Source organism: Bacillus sp. 9.4 (genome assembly GCF_055486415.1).
Genome location: NZ_JBVFMU010000001.1, coordinates 866,083 through 882,292, shown reverse-complemented (window position 1 = coordinate 882,292; position 16,210 = coordinate 866,083). Strand labels below are relative to the sequence as shown.

Below are 16,210 nucleotides of genomic sequence, written 5' to 3'. Positions count from 1 at the left end.
CGATGTCCCAAGCAGATTCGGGAGGAAAGAAATGATGAGAACGATTAAAGTAGGTTCCAGACGAAGCAAACTCGCTATGACTCAAACAAAATGGGTTATTCAAAAACTGAAGGAAATCAATCCTTTGTTTGCTTTTGAAATTAAAGAGATCGTGACAAAGGGCGACCGGATTGTCGATGTTACACTCTCAAAAGTGGGTGGAAAAGGGCTGTTTGTCAAAGAAATTGAACAGGCGCTTTTAAACGAAGAGATTGATATGGCAGTGCACAGCATGAAGGACATGCCTGCTGTTTTGCCTGAAGGCCTTGTGATCGGCTGTATTCCTGAACGGGAAGATCCTCGTGATGCCCTTATTTCAAAGAATCGCGTAAAGCTTTCAGAAATGAAGGAAGGTGCTGTCATTGGCACAAGCAGTTTAAGAAGAAGCGCGCAGCTTTTGATTGAGCGCCCTGACCTTACAATTAAATGGATTAGAGGTAATATAGATACAAGACTTCAAAAGCTGGAAACAGAGGATTATGACGCGATTATTTTAGCGGCTGCCGGCCTTTCTAGAATGGGTTGGAAGCAAGATGTCGTAACCGAATTCCTAGAGCCTGAGCGCTGTTTGCCTGCTGTGGGGCAGGGAGCACTGGCGATTGAGTGCCGAGAATCGGATGAAGAGCTGTTGGCGTTGTTTTCTCAGTTTACAGATGAATATACAAAACGGACTGTCTTAGCGGAACGTGCTTTTTTAAACGCGATGGAGGGCGGCTGCCAGGTTCCGATCGCGGGCTACTCCGTGTTAAATGGACAGGATGAAATTGAAATGACAGGTCTTGTCGCTTCACCTGACGGCAAAATCATTTTTAAAGAAACCGTCACCGGAAACGATCCGGAGGAAGTAGGAAAGCGCTGTGCCGCTCTTATGGCTGACAAAGGAGCAAAAGATTTAATTGATCGTGTAAAACGGGAGCTTGATGAGGATGGAAAATGATTTTCCGTTGAAAGGAAAAACAGTGCTTGTCACCCGGAATAAGGCACAGGCAACATCATTTCAGCAAAAAGTGGAGGCGCTTGGCGGTAAAGCGGTTTTAACCTCTTTGATTACGTTTCGCCGCGCTTTGCCGAATGATGTTGCGGAACAAGTAAGAGAGGATCTTGCCGCGCCAGGCTGGCTTGTTTTTACAAGTGTGAACGGGGCAGACTTCTTTTTTTCTTATCTGAAGGAAAATCAGCTTATTCTCCCTGCGCATAAAAAAATTGCAGCCGTCGGTGAAAAAACCGCCCGCCGTTTAAAAACGCATAACGTATCGGTTGATGTGATGCCACAGGAGTATATTGCTGAACAATTGGCTGACGCTCTTAAGCAGCATGCTGAACCGGGGGAGCCCATTACCGTGATGAAAGGGAATTTGTCACGTGATGTGATAAAACAAGAGCTTGTCCCGCTCGGTTTTGAAGTAAAGGAATGGGTTCTCTACGAAACGATTCCGGATGAAGAAGGCATTGAGGCACTGAAAGACGCTGCGGGTCAATATTCCTTTGACTATGTAACATTTACGAGTTCATCAACCGTACATACGTTTATGCATGTCTTGGGAGAAGAATTAAAAAAGTGGAAGGCGAATGGGACGGCCTGTATCAGCATTGGGCCTTTAACAAGTGATGCCCTTCTGACGTACGGCATCACATCGCATACGCCTGATACATTTACAATAGATGGCATGCTTGAGTTAATGTGCAGCATGTCAAGAGAGGAAGAGAGAATATGAGTCAATCATTTAATAGACACCGCCGCCTGCGGACATCAAAAGCAATGAGAGAAATGGTAAAGGAAACACGTTTGCATCCATCAGATTTTATTTATCCGATTTTTGTCGTTGAAGGTCTGGAAGGCAAAAAAGCTGTTCCGTCAATGCCTGATGTTTACCATGTATCATTAGATTTATTGAAGGATGAAGTAGCGGAGCTGGTCAAACTGGGCATTCAATCTGTTATCGTGTTCGGCATCCCGGAAGAAAAAGATGATTGCGGAACACAAGCGTACCATGATCACGGAATTGTCCAAAAAGCCATCACAGAAATTAAAGAACACTTCCCTGAAATGGTTGTTGTCGCTGACACGTGCCTGTGCGAATATACAGACCACGGCCATTGCGGACTTGTCAAAGACGGGGTCATCCTCAATGATGAATCGCTGGAGCTTTTGGCGCAGACAGCTGTCAGCCAAGCGAAAGCAGGTGCGGATATCATTGCGCCATCAAACATGATGGACGGATTTGTTACAGTGATCAGAGAAGCACTTGATAAAGAAGGATTCGTCAATATTCCCATCATGTCTTACGCTGTGAAATATTCTAGCGAGTTTTACGGTCCGTTCCGTGATGCAGCAAACAGCACACCGCAATTCGGAGACCGCAAAACATATCAGATGGACCCTGCCAACCGTATGGAGGCACTCCGCGAAGCACAATCAGATGTCGAGGAAGGCGCGGACTTTTTGATTGTCAAACCTTCGCTTTCTTATATGGATATCATGCGTGACGTAAAAAATGAGTTTACTTTGCCGCTCGTCGCTTATAATGTAAGCGGAGAGTATTCAATGGTGAAGGCTGCAGCGCAGAACGGCTGGATCAAAGAAAAAGAAATTGTGTTGGAAATTTTGACAAGCATGAAGCGCGCGGGTGCCGACCTGATTATTACGTATCATGCGAAAGACGCAGCGAAATGGCTTGCGGAGTAATTTTATTCAGTTGACAGGAGTTGAGGCAGATGAGAAGCTATGAAAAATCAAAAACGGCTTTTAAAGAAGCGCAAAAACTCATGCCGGGCGGTGTGAACAGTCCCGTTCGCGCATTTAAATCGGTAGACATGGACCCGATTTTTATGGAACGCGGAAAAGGCTCGAAAATCTTTGATATTGACGGGAATGAATATATTGACTACGTCTTGTCATGGGGGCCTTTAATTTTAGGGCATACAAATGACCGTGTCGTAGAAAGTCTCAAAAAAGTGGCTGAATACGGGACAAGCTTCGGTGCTCCGACTGAAGTGGAAAATGAACTGGCTAAGCTCGTCATTGATCGTGTGCCATCTGTAGAAATTGTACGAATGGTAAGCTCCGGAACAGAGGCTACAATGAGTGCCCTCCGTTTGGCAAGGGGCTATACAGGGCGCAACAAGATTTTAAAATTTGAGGGCTGCTACCACGGGCACGGCGATTCTCTCTTGATTAAAGCTGGTTCAGGTGTTGCCACTCTCGGTCTGCCTGACAGCCCGGGGGTGCCTGAAGGCATTGCGAAAAACACCATCACCGTTCCGTACAATGATTTAGAAAGTGTAAAGCTTGCTTTCCAGCAATTCGGTGAAGACATTGCGGGAGTCATTGTAGAGCCAGTTGCCGGAAATATGGGTGTTGTTCCGCCGCAAGAAGGTTTCCTGCAGGGTCTGCGTGATATCACTGAGCAGTACGGCTCCCTGCTGATTTTTGATGAAGTGATGACAGGCTTCCGGGTCGATTATAACTGCGCTCAAGGCTACTTCGGCGTAACGCCTGATCTGACTTGTTTAGGAAAAGTAATTGGGGGCGGACTTCCTGTCGGGGCCTATGGCGGAAAGGCAGAAATCATGGAGCAGATCGCTCCAAGCGGTCCGATCTATCAAGCTGGTACATTGTCAGGCAACCCGCTTGCAATGACGGCTGGCTTAGAGACATTGAAACAGCTGACACCTGATTCCTACAAGAATTTCATCAAAAAAGGCGACAGACTGGAAGAAGGAATTTCAAAAGCCGCCGAGGCACATGGCATTCCGCATACCTTTAACCGTGCAGGTTCGATGATCGGTTTCTTCTTTACAAACGAACCAGTCATCAATTATGAAACAGCGAAATCATCTGATTTGAAGCTGTTCGCAAGCTATTATAAAGGGATGGCAAATGAAGGGGTATTCCTTCCGCCATCACAATTCGAAGGTCTTTTCCTCTCAACGGCCCATACTGATGAAGATATTGAAAACACAATCCAGGCAGCTGAGAAAGTATTTGCTGAGATCAGCCGCAGATAAGAGTGAAAACCGGTATCAAGGACTACTTGTGCCGGTTTTTTCGTGCTCTCCCACTCATATTTTCTCCAGTTCATACATACACCTTTAGTGACATCTAATTTTAAGGATTAGATGAAAGGAGGATATGAACTTGCCGCAAAATCATCGATTGCAATTTTCTGTAGAAGAATCGATCTGTTTCCAAAAAGGACAGGAAGTTTCTGAACTGCTTTCTATTTCATTAGATCCTGATATTAGGGTTCAGGAAGTAAATGATTATGTATCAATCATAGGATCGCTTGAACTTACAGGTGAGTACAACATAGATCAAAACAAACATACCGAAGAGATTTATACAGATAAGCGGTTTGTTGAACAAGTTAGAAAGAGAGAGGATGGAAGTGCGGAACTGACTCACTGTTTTCCTGTGGATATTACCATTCCGAAAAATAAAGTGAGCCATTTACAGGATGTCTTCGTCTTTATTGACGCATTTGACTATCAATTGACGGATTCGCGCATTTTAACAATTCAAGCTGATTTAGCGATCGAAGGGCTTCTGGACGATACGCAAGACAAAGAGCAGGAGATACCTTTATATGAAGCTCCTGCGGCATTCAGGGAGGAAGAGCTTTCAGAGCCGCCGGCACATAGTGTAGTAGAAGAACCGGGTGCATCATCGGCAGAGGAAGCAGTTCTTCAGCATGAACCGCCAGCCGAACCGCCAGAACTTTTTATCTCGAAAGCGGGGCTCCGTGAAGAACTGGAGACAGAAAAAGCAAAATCTGAGCCGCCTGAATCGGTTGCTTCAGAACCAGAGGCCAGAGAAGATGTGAAAGAGGAAGAAGAGTCAGAAGAGCTTGCTGTGCCGGAAACGGAAGTTCGTGCTGAATCGGAAACAGAAGAATCTGAGCCAGAACCTGATCCTTCAGAAATAGAGATTCAAGAGATCGTTAAAGCAAAAAAAGAAACGGCAGAGCCGGCAGCTGCAATAGCGGATGTTCGTGAAGAAGCAGACGCTCCAGCGGAGACTGAGCTTCGTGAACACGCTGGAGCAGAAGAATCGCCTGCTTTGGAAGCTGAGCTTCATTCAGAGACTGTGATTGCTGAGGAAAAAACGGAAACAACAGTGTCTCCCAATCATGAATATGCGCTGCGCCAAGAGGCTCAAAATGAAGAAGCAGCTCAATCGGATCAGGCTGATCCTGCGCTTTGCCAAGAAGAGGCGGAACCGGATGAAGCTTTGGAGAGTGTATCAGAGGCCGCTCTCTCCGTAGAAGATAGCAGAGAAACAGCTTCAGCTGTATATGTGGAGAATGACAAAGCCGATTTACATTTCCATTTCAACCAAAAAACAAGCTCGGAGGAGGCATCTCAAGAAGAATTGCCTGAACCGGCATACCGTACCTTCCTGCCTGAACAAGAAGAGGAGGATTCTTTTTATTCAGCGCCTAAGCTGCTGGAGGAGGAAGAACAAGAGGAAGAGAGCTTCGAAATTGAAGTGAGAAAAACACCATCAGCTGAAGAGCCTAAGGAAGAAACACCTTTTCAATCCTTCCAGCTGCCTGAATCTTCTGAGACTGAAAGGAAGGAAACGGATGCTGTTCCTAGGGTTGCTCCTGCTGCTGAAACGAAGGAACCTCAAACAAAGGAAAGTGATAATTCTCTTTATTTAACAAAACTCTTTACAAAAGAAGCGGATGAGTTTTCAAGAATGAAAATTTGTATTGTGCAGCAGGAAGATACGATCGAGCGTTTATGCGAACGGTATGAAATTACATCCCAGCAGCTGATCAGGATGAATTCTTTAGCCTTGGATGATGAATTAAAAGCAGGACAGATTCTCTATATTCCTCAATATAAAAATAGCCATGCGTAAACCGTAAGTGATCGGAAAATGTGGTGAATGAAATGGAAGATACCCAATCGGTTCTTCAGGAATACGGACTGACTGCTCAATTTATTGAGCCTGTCAGTCCTCTTGTTTGGAAAGTGTATACAGACTACGGCATATTTGCCCTGAAAAAATTGAAAGAGGGTCGCGGCAAGCATTTTACAGATCATATGGTGGCGATTGAGGAAAAAGGCTTTCGTTCATACGTTCCCGTTTACAGAACAAATAGCGGTGAGTTTTTCTCAGCAGGCATACAATACGGAGATACCTACTATTTAATGCCTTGGCTCCAATTTGACCAAGAGGAAGAGCGGGATCAGAAGCATGCTTATTTATTTAGAGAAACAGCCCGTCTTCACGAGAGAACCGCGCAGGAACTAAAGGTTAGACGTGATGAGATTGAACGTTATTACGGGCAAACGAAAAAAAAGTGGGAACAAGATAAAATTTTCTATGAGCAGTTTGTGGATAGAGCGGAGAAGGAGTGGTACCTTTCTCCTTTTGAACTCCAGGCCATAACCTATTTTTCAGAAACCATTTCCGCGGTGAATTTTGCGCTGGAACGGTTGGAGGACTGGTATGAGTCTGCAAAGGAAAAGGACGTTTCAAGGGTTGTAATGAACCACGGCAGCCTGTCTATACACCATTTTCTGTATAATGATGCCGGGACCGGATATTTTACAAACTTCGAAAGAGCATCTGTCGGTCCGCCGCAAAACGACCTGCTCGGCTTTTATACAAAAATGTTCAGAGGCTTTCCGAAAGCTTGTCCGGAATGCGTCGAATGGTTTTATGGATATACGAAATCATTCCCTTTGCGTGAAGCGGAAGTCAGCCTTTTTCTCAGCTATATGGCATATCCGGCAGCCATGTACAAGGTGCTGAACGGTTATCAAACTGGGAAAAGACAGCATGAAAAAGAGGAATGTACACAATTATTAAAGGCTTATTGGCAAATGAAAAATATAGAGCCGTTTGTGATGAAAATCCATCAGATTGAACAAGAGAAAAAATTTCAGGCTGAAAACGAGTCCACGTCTTAATGGCGCGGACTTGTTTGTTTATATCCATTCTAAATGAAGGGCGCAAGCTAAAAAGATTAGGATTGCGAGCAGCAAAACATCAAAGGTTGTCGGAAAGAAAATGGTTCTGATTCCTTGAAAAATCGTAATGGGAATAATCACTTGTGCGGATACAAGCCGAATTTGCCTTACCCATGGCGGCAGTGAATAAGAGCTGAAACGTTTCTTCACGGTGCATCCTCCTCTACGCATTTACAAGCATCATATGTAAACTTGGGCAATAGGTGCCTGCCCATCTGTATAGAAAGCGGTGTTTTTGGAAAAGATGATTGACGAATCAAAAACACTTTTACTATAATAAAGAACATAAATAATGTATACAATGAGCTGATAAATACACCTGCTTAGAACGGGAAGAGTACAAAAAAGGCGCATGCAGAGAGAGAAGCCGTTTGCTGAAAGGCTTCTTATGTTGTCTGATTGGAAGGTCGCCCGGGAGCATAATTTCTTGAAAGAAGAGTAGAGAAATTCGGGAAACACCCGTTATCCGTTATAAGTGCATGAACTGATAGAGTTCATGAAAAAAGGTGGTACCGCGAAAGAGCTTTTCGTCCTTTTACAGGGATGAAGAGCTCTTTTTTCGTTCTCAGCCATTTTTAAACATGCTGGAGGGTTATGATGGAAACGAATGAACAAACAATGCCGACGAAATATGATCCGGCAGCGGTTGAAAAAGACCGATATGATTTTTGGCTAAAAGGCAAATTTTTTGAAGCGGGCAGTGACCAGACAAAAGAGCCATACTCTGTTGTCATCCCGCCGCCAAACGTAACAGGGAGACTTCACCTTGGCCACGCATGGGACACAACGCTGCAAGACATTGTAACAAGAATGAAACGCATGCAGGGCTATGATGTGCTGTGGCTTCCTGGCATGGACCACGCCGGCATCGCGACACAGGCTAAAGTGGAGGCGAAACTTCGTGAAGAAGGCAAATCCCGCTACGATTTAGGCCGTGAAAAATTCCTCGAAGAAACGTGGAAGTGGAAGGAAGAATATGCTGACTTTATTCGCAGCCAGTGGGCGAAATTAGGTCTTGGCCTAGATTATTCCCGTGAACGTTTTACGCTGGATGAAGGCTTGAGCAAAGCGGTAAGGGAAGTATTCGTTAAGCTTTATGAAAAAGGCCTGATCTACAGAGGCGAATATATTATTAACTGGGACCCAGCGACAAAAACAGCCCTATCCGACATTGAGGTGATTTACAAGGATGTTCAAGGCGCATTCTATCATATGAGCTATCCGCTTGCTGACGGTTCAGGCTCAATTGAAATTGCGACGACACGTCCTGAAACAATGCTCGGTGATACAGCTGTTGCCGTTCACCCTGAAGACGAGCGCTATAAACACCTTATCGGAAAAACGGTGATCCTGCCGATTGTAAATCGTGAAATTCCGATTGTCGGTGATGACTATGTTGATATGGAATTTGGTTCAGGTGCCGTGAAAATTACGCCTGCTCATGATCCGAACGACTTCGAGCTTGGCAACCGCCACAATTTAGAACGCATCCTTGTCATGAATGAAGATGGCACGATGAATGAAAATGCGCTCCAATATCAAGGTATGGATCGTTTTGAATGCCGCAAAAAGCTCGTGAAAGATTTACAGGAGGCGGGAGTTCTCTTCAAGATCGAGGATCATATGCACTCTGTCGGCCATAGTGAACGAAGCGGGGCTGTTGTGGAGCCTTATCTTTCTACACAATGGTTTGTGCGCATGCAGCCGCTTGCTGATGCAGCGATTGAGCTGCAAAAGAAAGAAGAAAAGGTCAACTTTGTGCCTGACCGTTTCGAAAAAACGTATTTACACTGGATGGAAAACATCCGCGACTGGTGTATCTCCCGTCAATTGTGGTGGGGCCATCGTATTCCTGCCTGGTATCATAAAGAAACAGGCGAGCTATATGTCGGGCTTGAAGCGCCGGAAGACAGCGAAAATTGGGAGCAGGATACAGACGTACTGGATACATGGTTCAGTTCTGCGCTATGGCCTTTCTCCACGATGGGCTGGCCTGATGTAACGGCTGAAGACTTTAAACGCTACTATCCGACAGATGTTCTCGTGACAGGGTACGATATCATTTTCTTCTGGGTATCACGCATGATTTTCCAAGGCATTGAATTTACAGGCGAGCGACCGTTCAAAGATGTTTTAATCCACGGCTTAATCCGTGACGAGCAAGGCCGGAAAATGAGTAAATCTCTTGGCAACGGTGTCGACCCGATGGATGTGATTGACAAGTACGGAGCCGATTCTCTGCGTTATTTCCTTGCGACTGGAAGCTCTCCTGGCCAGGATCTGCGCTTCAGCTATGAAAAAGTGGAATCGACCTGGAATTTTGCCAATAAAATTTGGAACGCTTCCCGTTTTGCATTAATGAATATGGATGGCATGACGTACGATGAGCTTGATCTGTCAGGCGAAAAGTCAGTCGCTGACAAGTGGATTTTAACGCGATTAAATGAAACGATCGAGCACGTGACCCAGCTTGCTGATCGATATGAATTTGGTGAAGTAGGACGCCATTTATATAACTTTATTTGGGATGATTTCTGTGATTGGTATATTGAAATGGCGAAGCTTCCGCTTTATGGAGAAGACGAAGCGGCTAAGAAAACTACCCGTTCCATCCTTGCTTACGTACTTGATCAAACGATGCGTCTGCTCCATCCGTTTATGCCATTCTTAACGGAGGAAATTTGGCAGCATCTTCCTCACCAAGGGGAATCGATTACAGTAAGTCAATGGCCTGTAGTAGTGCCGGAGCATACCGATACTGAAGCGGCAGCTGACATGAAGCTTCTTGTTGAGCTGATCCGTTCTGTGCGCAATATCCGCAGTGAAGTCAATACGCCAATGAGCAAGCAGGTTGAACTGTACATTAAAACAAGCACAGACGAAATAGCAGCCCGCCTCGAAGCGAACCGTTCATATGTTGAACGCTTTACGAATCCGAGCGTGCTTAAAATCGGCACCGATATTGAGGCTGTTGATAAGGCGATGACGGCCGTTGTCTCAGGAGCAGAGGTTATTCTTCCGCTTGAAGGCTTAATCAATATTGATGAAGAAATTGCCCGTCTGCAAAAAGAATTTGATAAACTGACAAAAGAAGTTGAGCGTGTCCAAAAGAAACTTGGAAATGAAGGATTTATGAAAAAAGCGCCTGCACACGTAATTGATGAAGAACGTGAAAAAGAAAAAGATTATGTGGCGAAGCGTGACGCTGTTCAAAAACGAATGGCTGAGCTGAAGGGTTAATGAAAAGCCGGGGCGGTTTCTAGAGAAACCGCCTTGTCTTATAAAAGAGGGGATTATCATTGTTTACTGCATATCAAGATGCGCGCAGCTGGATTCACGGGAGGCTAAAATTCGGGGTGAAGCCCGGACTTGGTCGAATGAAACAGCTGATGGCGCGGTTAGGACATCCTGAAAAAAAAATCCGAGCGTTCCACGTCGCAGGAACAAACGGTAAAGGATCAACTGTCGCTTTTATCCGTTCTATGCTGCAGGAAGCCGGATATACGGTTGGAACATTTACATCGCCTTATATTATTACGTTTAATGAACGGATCAGCGTAAACGGGATACCGATTTCAGATGAGGAATGGACAGCACTCGTCAATCAAATGAAACCGCACGTTGAAGCCCTTGATCAAACGGAATACGGACAGCCGACAGAATTTGAAATTATGACAGCTTGTGCATTTTTATATTTTGCAGAGTTTCATAAGGTCGATTTTGTTATTTTTGAAACAGGTCTGGGCGGTAGATTCGATTCTACTAATGTGGTTGAACCGCTCTTAACTGTGATTACAAGCATCGGACACGATCATATGAACATTTTGGGAAACACCATTGAAGAAATTGCAGGAGAAAAGGCCGGCATTATTAAAGAAGGTATTCCAATCGTTACAGCAGTTACCCAGCCGGAAGCTTTACAGGTCATCCGCCACGAAGCCGAACGGCATGCTGCGCCGTTCCAGTCATTGCATGATGCATGTGTTATTTTCAATGAAGAGGCTCTGCCTGCAGGAGAACAGTTTTCATTCAAAACGGAAGAGAAATGCTATGAAGATATTCGGACATCTCTGATTGGCACCCATCAAAGACAAAATGCTGCTTTGTCCATTTTGGCTGCGGAGTGGCTCAATAAGGAGAATATCGCCCATATCAGTGACGAAGCGTTAAGGAGCGGGCTTGTGAAGGCTGCTTGGCCGGGACGGTTAGAGCTTGTTCAGGAACATCCTCCGGTATATTTAGACGGTGCGCATAACGAAGAAGGTGTCGAAAAGCTGGCGGAAACGATGAAGCAGCGTTTCGCCAATTCACGCATTTCTGTGGTGTTTAGCGCGTTAAAGGACAAACCGTATCAGAACATGATTAAAAGACTGGAAACCATTGCTCATGCGATTCATTTTGCTTCTTTTGATTTCCCGCGTGCTTCCCTTGCAAAAGATCTATATGATGCAAGTGAAATCAGCAATAAAAGCTGGAGTGAAGATCCAGACGATGTGATCAAATTCATAGAAAGTAAAAAGGGCTCAAATGAAATTGTGCTGATTACCGGATCTCTTTACTTTATTTCTGACATTCGAAAAAGGTTGAAATAAAAGGATCCGGCTCCGGCAGAATCAAAAAAAAGATTCTGCCGGTTTTTTTATGTGTAAAATTGAATATCTCCAATTGGAGCTCAGGATGCTCATTTTGCTACAATCCATACCAGAACTCAGTGAGTAAAGGTGTGTTGTCTATGCTATCCCTTCTTTTTATCTTCGGGCTTATCCTTGGTTCTTTTTACTATACGGCCGGGTGCCGTATCCCCTTACATCTATCTATTATTGCGCCCCGTTCATCATGCCCTTTTTGCCGGCGGACATTAACTCCTGCAGAATTAATTCCCATCCTGTCATTCCTATTTCAAAAAGGTAAATGTAAAAGCTGCGGGCATAGGATTTCTTTTATGTATCCCGCAGCAGAGCTTGTGACAGCGTGTTTATTTGCCGCCGCAGGAATACGCTTTGGCACGTCGCTGGAACTGTTTCCCGCTGTGGTGTTTATCTCTCTTCTCATTATTGTTGCAGTGACAGATATTCATTTTATGCTGATTCCAAATCGTATATTGATTTTCTTTCTTCCCTTTTTGGCGGCCGCGAGATTGATTTCTCCGCTTGATTCCTGGTATGCAGGCCTGTTAGGTGCGGCAGCCGGATTTCTATTTCTGGCTGTAATTGCCGCAATCACCCATGGGGGAGTAGGGGGAGGAGATATTAAATTATTTGCGGTGATTGGCTTTGTGCTTGGTGTGAAAATGCTGGCAGCTGCCTTTTTCTTTTCTGTTTTGATAGGTGCATTATATGGAGCGGCAGCCGTTCTGACTGGTAGACTCGCTAAAAGGCAGCCGCTTCCCTTTGCCCCCGCTATAGCCGCAGGGAGCATTTTAGCCTATTTATACGGTGACTCTATCATTTCTTTTTATATCAAAATGGCATTGGGCTGACTGCTGAAAAATTTGACGAACGTTTTTTGGACAAGGCGACAAAAGTCTTGTTCTTTTTTTCTTTGCCTGTGCTAAAGTGTGTAGCATGAAAAGCCGACAAGAACGGTCAAGCAAATGAAGGGAGGAAGCGGAATTGAAAAAAAGAAAGAATAAAAAAAACAGTAAAGCCGCAGAAAAAGCCCTCAAGGTGACGATTAATGGAAAAGAAGAGACGGTTTACGAACAAGAGACGCCTGAGACAGAGGCGGATAAAAGCATGACATTTTCAAATTGGGAGGAAAAAAGACAGGCAGAACAAGAGGTTGCGGCATCCCAGGAACATCCTGATGAAGATGAATTCAATTGGGATTCAGAGGAAGACAAGGTGTTTAAAGAGGACCCTAAAGTTGTTCCTCCTTATCAAAAGAAAAAAACAAAGTCTTATGCAAAAGGAAAGACCGGGACTGCCAAACCAGTAAAAAGAGTGGCTGCGACGATTGCCTTCGCGGCTGTCATTGGCACTGGATTAGGGCTATTCGCGTTAAGCATATCGGGGAATAAAGAAGCGTCAGCACCGGCCTCTTTAGAGGATTCTCTAGGCAGCCAAACGGCAAAAGCAGGGGATACTTCAACTGATAAACAAACTTCAGGCACAGAAAAACAAGCGGCGCAAACTGAAGGTACATATAAAACATACGCTGTACAAGCCGGAAAATTTTCAAATGAAAAGGGTGCCGAAACGTTAACAGAACAATTGACCGAAAAAGGATATTCCGCCGTGTCACTGTCAAAGGATGACGGGTATACGTATGTCATCGCGGGCTTAGCCAGTGATAAGGATGTCTCACAGCAGTTAGGACAGGTTTTAATCGACAGTGATTTTGAAGCCTGGGGAGGCAAGGAGCTTTCCTTATCAATAGAGTCAGATATGACAGATTCTTTTAAGGAAACAGCGGAGCTTGCAGCAAAGGCGATTCTCGGCGAAGACATTACAAAAGCGAGTGTAGAGAAAATAGAAAAGTCTCTTGGTGAAACAAAAGCGTCAGAAACAGGAGAGAAAAAAGCGATTTTGCAGGCTTTAAAGGAATTAGAGGATCCAAGTGCTGAAGCCGGGTGGAAGGCTCAGCAGGAGCTGTTAGCCGTCGTAAAATAAGAGATAGTGCCCTGAGCCTTCGTCCTTTAGTGACAGGCTTTTTTTATTTTGTCATGAAAAAGTTATTTTTCTGAAATTGTGACAAGCCTCGTGATTTGGTAGGATAAACGAGTATCTTTTTTTCTTAAGCAAACCCTGAAAGGATGACGAACATGACAAAACCGCTAATACTTGCATCACAATCTCCGCGCAGGAAAGAACTCCTCGATCTTCTCCAGCTGCCCTACTCCATTATTGTCAGTGAAGTAGAAGAAAAATTAAATCGAAACTTTTCACCAGAAGAAAACGTCCAATGGTTGGCAAAACAAAAAGCTAAGGCTGTAGCTGATCTCCACCCGCATGCAATCGTTATCGGTGCTGATACAATGGTATGCCTTGACGGCGAATGTCTTGGCAAACCGCAGGATCAAGAAGAAGCTGCTTCTATGCTGCGGAGGCTTTCAGGCCGAAGTCACTCAGTAATAACCGCGGTCAGCATTCAAGCTGAAAATCACAGCGAGACTTTTTATGATAAGACAGAAGTTGTGTTTTGGTCCCTCAGTGAAGAAGAGATTTGGACGTATATTGAAACAAAAGAGCCGATGGATAAAGCAGGTGCATACGGCATCCAAGGAAGAGGCGCGCTTTTTGTAAAGAAAATAGACGGAGATTATTATTCAGTCATGGGCCTTCCTATATCAAAAACAATGAGAGCTCTTCGCCATTTTGATATAAGGGCATGACGGTTCTATAAACGGGAAGGGAAAGAAAAGGAGTGCTTGGTCATACACGATCTGCCATTAAAACTCAAAGATTTCCCAATCAAAGAAAAGCCAAGAGAACGGCTCCTGAAAGTCGGAGCCGAGAACTTAGCGAATCATGAACTTTTGGCTATATTATTGCGGACAGGGACTAAACACGAATCTGTTTTGGACCTGTCAAACAGGCTGCTGCGCTCATTTGACGGGCTGCGCCTGCTCAAGGAAGCATCGGTTGAAGAGCTGTCAAGCATCCCGGGAATCGGTATGGTAAAAGCGATTCAAATACTGGCTGCAGTTGAGCTTGGAAGCCGGATTCATAAATTAGCCAACGAAGAACATTTCGTTATTCGCTCCCCGGAAGACGGCGCTAATCTTGTCATGGAGGATATGCGCTTTTTAACCCAGGAGCATTTTGTCTGTTTATACTTAAATACAAAAAATCAAGTCATCCATAAACGCACCGTATTTATCGGAAGCCTGAATTCATCTATTGTCCACCCGCGAGAGGTGTTTAAAGAAGCGTTTAAACGATCTGCCGCTTCCTTTATTTGTGTTCATAATCATCCTTCTGGAGATCCGACGCCGAGCAGGGAAGATATTGAAGTGACAAGACGGCTGTTTGAATGCGGAAACCTGATTGGCATCGAGCTGCTTGACCATTTGGTGATCGGGGATAAAAAATTTGTGAGTTTAAAGGAAAAAGGATATTTGTAACACTTTTTTTTTCGTCGAATTAAGCTATAATAGAGTTTATGAGTTTTTCCCTTTAGGGTATTTTTGCTTTAAGAAAGGAAGATACATACATATGTTTGGAATTGGTGCTAGAGACCTTGGTATAGATCTTGGAACTGCGAATACGCTTGTTTTTGTAAAAGGAAAAGGAATTGTTGTGAGAGAGCCGTCAGTTGTCGCTTTGCAGACGGATACGAAATCGATTGTCGCTGTCGGAAATGATGCGAAAAATATGATTGGACGGACACCGGGCAACGTGGTGGCTCTTCGCCCGATGAAAGACGGCGTTATCGCTGATTATGAAACAACGGCGACGATGATGAAATATTACATCAATCAAGCCATAAAAAATAAAGGCATGTTTGCCAGAAAACCATATGTAATGGTATGTGTCCCATCAGGCATTACAGCTGTTGAAGAACGCGCTGTTATCGATGCGACAAGACAGGCAGGAGCGCGTGATGCGTATCCGATTGAAGAGCCTTTTGCCGCAGCAATTGGGGCCAATCTGCCAGTTTGGGAACCGACTGGAAGCATGGTTGTTGATATCGGGGGCGGTACGACAGAAGTTGCGATAATTTCCCTCGGAGGCATCGTAACGTCTCAGTCAATCCGTGTAGCCGGTGATGAGATGGACGACGCAATTATCAACTACATCAGAAAAACGTACAACCTGATGATCGGTGACCGTACGGCTGAAGCGATTAAAATGGAAATCGGATCTGCAGAAGCTCCTGAAGAATCCGACAACATGGAAATCCGCGGCCGCGATTTGCTCACAGGTCTGCCGAAAACAATTGAAATTACAGGAAAAGAGATTTCTAACGCTCTACGCGACACTGTATCTACAATTGTCGAAGCAGTGAAGAGCACACTCGAAAAAACACCGCCTGAGCTTGCAGCAGATATCATGGACAGAGGTATAGTGTTAACCGGCGGCGGAGCGCTTTTGCGCAATTTGGACAAAGTCATCAGCGAAGAAACGAAAATGCCGGTCCTTATCGCCGAAGATCCGCTTGATTGTGTAGCGATCGGAACAGGGAAAGCACTGGAGCACATCCATCTTTTCAAAGGGAAAACTAGATAATCGGGAGTTCAATAGAA

The 16,210-nt window shown here is 44.7% G+C and carries 14 protein-coding genes and 1 other annotated feature; of the genes, 13 read left to right on the top strand and 1 reads right to left on the bottom strand.

The features are described from left to right. Positions 1–31: 31 nt before the first annotated feature. From hemC to cotN, 6 genes are all read left to right on the top strand, one after another. Entirely contained in the window at positions 32–976 is a 945-nt protein-coding gene (gene hemC, locus ACZ07B_RS05330) for a hydroxymethylbilane synthase (RefSeq protein WP_080030685.1), read from the top strand. After that, positions 966–1,754: a uroporphyrinogen-III synthase gene (gene hemD / locus ACZ07B_RS05325; RefSeq protein WP_015483526.1), complete on the top strand. Its 789-nt coding sequence runs from the start codon at positions 966–968 to the stop codon at positions 1,752–1,754. The genes hemC and hemD overlap by 11 nt, the downstream gene beginning before the upstream one ends. Next, positions 1,751–2,725: a porphobilinogen synthase gene (hemB, locus tag ACZ07B_RS05320; protein WP_015483525.1), complete on the top strand. Its 975-nt coding sequence runs from the start codon at positions 1,751–1,753 to the stop codon at positions 2,723–2,725. The genes hemD and hemB overlap by 4 nt, the downstream gene beginning before the upstream one ends. Positions 2,726–2,754: 29 nt before the next feature. Further along, positions 2,755–4,047 (top strand): glutamate-1-semialdehyde 2,1-aminomutase, encoded by a 1,293-nt coding sequence (gene hemL, locus ACZ07B_RS05315; protein WP_015384279.1) that lies wholly within the window; start codon positions 2,755–2,757, stop codon positions 4,045–4,047. A gap of 130 nt (positions 4,048–4,177) precedes the next feature. Continuing rightward, positions 4,178–5,905: a spore coat morphogenetic protein SpoVID gene (gene spoVID, locus ACZ07B_RS05310; protein ID WP_015483524.1), complete on the top strand. Its 1,728-nt coding sequence runs from the start codon at positions 4,178–4,180 to the stop codon at positions 5,903–5,905. A gap of 32 nt (positions 5,906–5,937) precedes the next feature. Further along, positions 5,938–6,963 carry a spore coat protein CotN gene (gene cotN, locus ACZ07B_RS05305; protein WP_464876979.1) on the top strand — a complete coding sequence of 342 codons (1,026 nt, stop codon included), beginning with the start codon at positions 5,938–5,940 and terminating at the stop codon, positions 6,961–6,963. An 18-nt stretch (positions 6,964–6,981) separates the two neighbouring features. Here the strand turns inward: cotN and ACZ07B_RS05300 are convergent, their stop codons facing one another. Continuing rightward, positions 6,982–7,173 (bottom strand): hypothetical protein, encoded by a 192-nt coding sequence (locus ACZ07B_RS05300; protein ID WP_003222590.1) that lies wholly within the window; start codon positions 7,171–7,173, stop codon positions 6,982–6,984. 165 nt (positions 7,174–7,338) lie between these two features. After that, positions 7,339–7,561, top strand: a binding site (T-box leader). A gap of 59 nt (positions 7,562–7,620) precedes the next feature. Between ACZ07B_RS05300 and valS the strand changes: the two genes are divergently transcribed. From valS to mreB, 7 genes are all read left to right on the top strand, one after another. After that, entirely contained in the window at positions 7,621–10,263 is a 2,643-nt protein-coding gene (gene valS, locus ACZ07B_RS05295) for a valine--tRNA ligase (protein ID WP_017697542.1), read from the top strand. A gap of 59 nt (positions 10,264–10,322) precedes the next feature. After that, positions 10,323–11,615 (top strand): bifunctional folylpolyglutamate synthase/dihydrofolate synthase, encoded by a 1,293-nt coding sequence (locus tag ACZ07B_RS05290; protein WP_003229640.1) that lies wholly within the window; start codon positions 10,323–10,325, stop codon positions 11,613–11,615. A gap of 140 nt (positions 11,616–11,755) precedes the next feature. After that, entirely contained in the window at positions 11,756–12,502 is a 747-nt protein-coding gene (locus ACZ07B_RS05285) for a prepilin peptidase (protein WP_080474433.1), read from the top strand. Positions 12,503–12,635: 133 nt separating this feature from the next. Continuing rightward, positions 12,636–13,634, top strand: a complete 999-nt coding sequence (gene spoIIB / locus ACZ07B_RS05280; protein WP_086344157.1) for a stage II sporulation protein SpoIIB — start codon at positions 12,636–12,638, stop codon at positions 13,632–13,634. 152 nt (positions 13,635–13,786) lie between these two features. Next, entirely contained in the window at positions 13,787–14,356 is a 570-nt protein-coding gene (locus ACZ07B_RS05275) for a Maf family nucleotide pyrophosphatase (protein WP_024572904.1), read from the top strand. Between the two features lie 36 nt (positions 14,357–14,392). Continuing rightward, entirely contained in the window at positions 14,393–15,088 is a 696-nt protein-coding gene (gene radC / locus ACZ07B_RS05270) for a RadC family protein (RefSeq protein WP_014480455.1), read from the top strand. Between the two features lie 91 nt (positions 15,089–15,179). Continuing rightward, complete coding sequence (gene mreB / locus ACZ07B_RS05265; protein WP_003229650.1) at positions 15,180–16,193, top strand: cell shape-determining protein MreB; 1,014 nt, start codon at positions 15,180–15,182, stop codon at positions 16,191–16,193. The last annotated feature ends 17 nt before the right edge of the window (positions 16,194–16,210 follow it).

Excerpts from the sequence above, each read along its gene's own strand:
- hemC (WP_080030685.1), top strand. The coding sequence starts at position 32 with ATGATGAGAACGATTAAAGTAGGTTCCAGACGAAGCAAACTCGCTATG.
- hemD (WP_015483526.1), top strand. The coding sequence starts at position 966 with ATGGAAAATGATTTTCCGTTGAAAGGAAAAACAGTGCTTGTCACCCGG.
- hemB (WP_015483525.1), top strand. The coding sequence starts at position 1,751 with ATGAGTCAATCATTTAATAGACACCGCCGCCTGCGGACATCAAAAGCA.
- hemL (WP_015384279.1), top strand. The coding sequence starts at position 2,755 with ATGAGAAGCTATGAAAAATCAAAAACGGCTTTTAAAGAAGCGCAAAAA.
- cotN (WP_464876979.1), top strand. The coding sequence starts at position 5,938 with ATGGAAGATACCCAATCGGTTCTTCAGGAATACGGACTGACTGCTCAA.
- valS (WP_017697542.1), top strand. The coding sequence starts at position 7,621 with ATGGAAACGAATGAACAAACAATGCCGACGAAATATGATCCGGCAGCG.
- ACZ07B_RS05285 (WP_080474433.1), top strand. The coding sequence starts at position 11,756 with ATGCTATCCCTTCTTTTTATCTTCGGGCTTATCCTTGGTTCTTTTTAC.
- ACZ07B_RS05275 (WP_024572904.1), top strand. The coding sequence starts at position 13,787 with ATGACAAAACCGCTAATACTTGCATCACAATCTCCGCGCAGGAAAGAA.
- mreB (WP_003229650.1), top strand. The coding sequence starts at position 15,180 with ATGTTTGGAATTGGTGCTAGAGACCTTGGTATAGATCTTGGAACTGCG.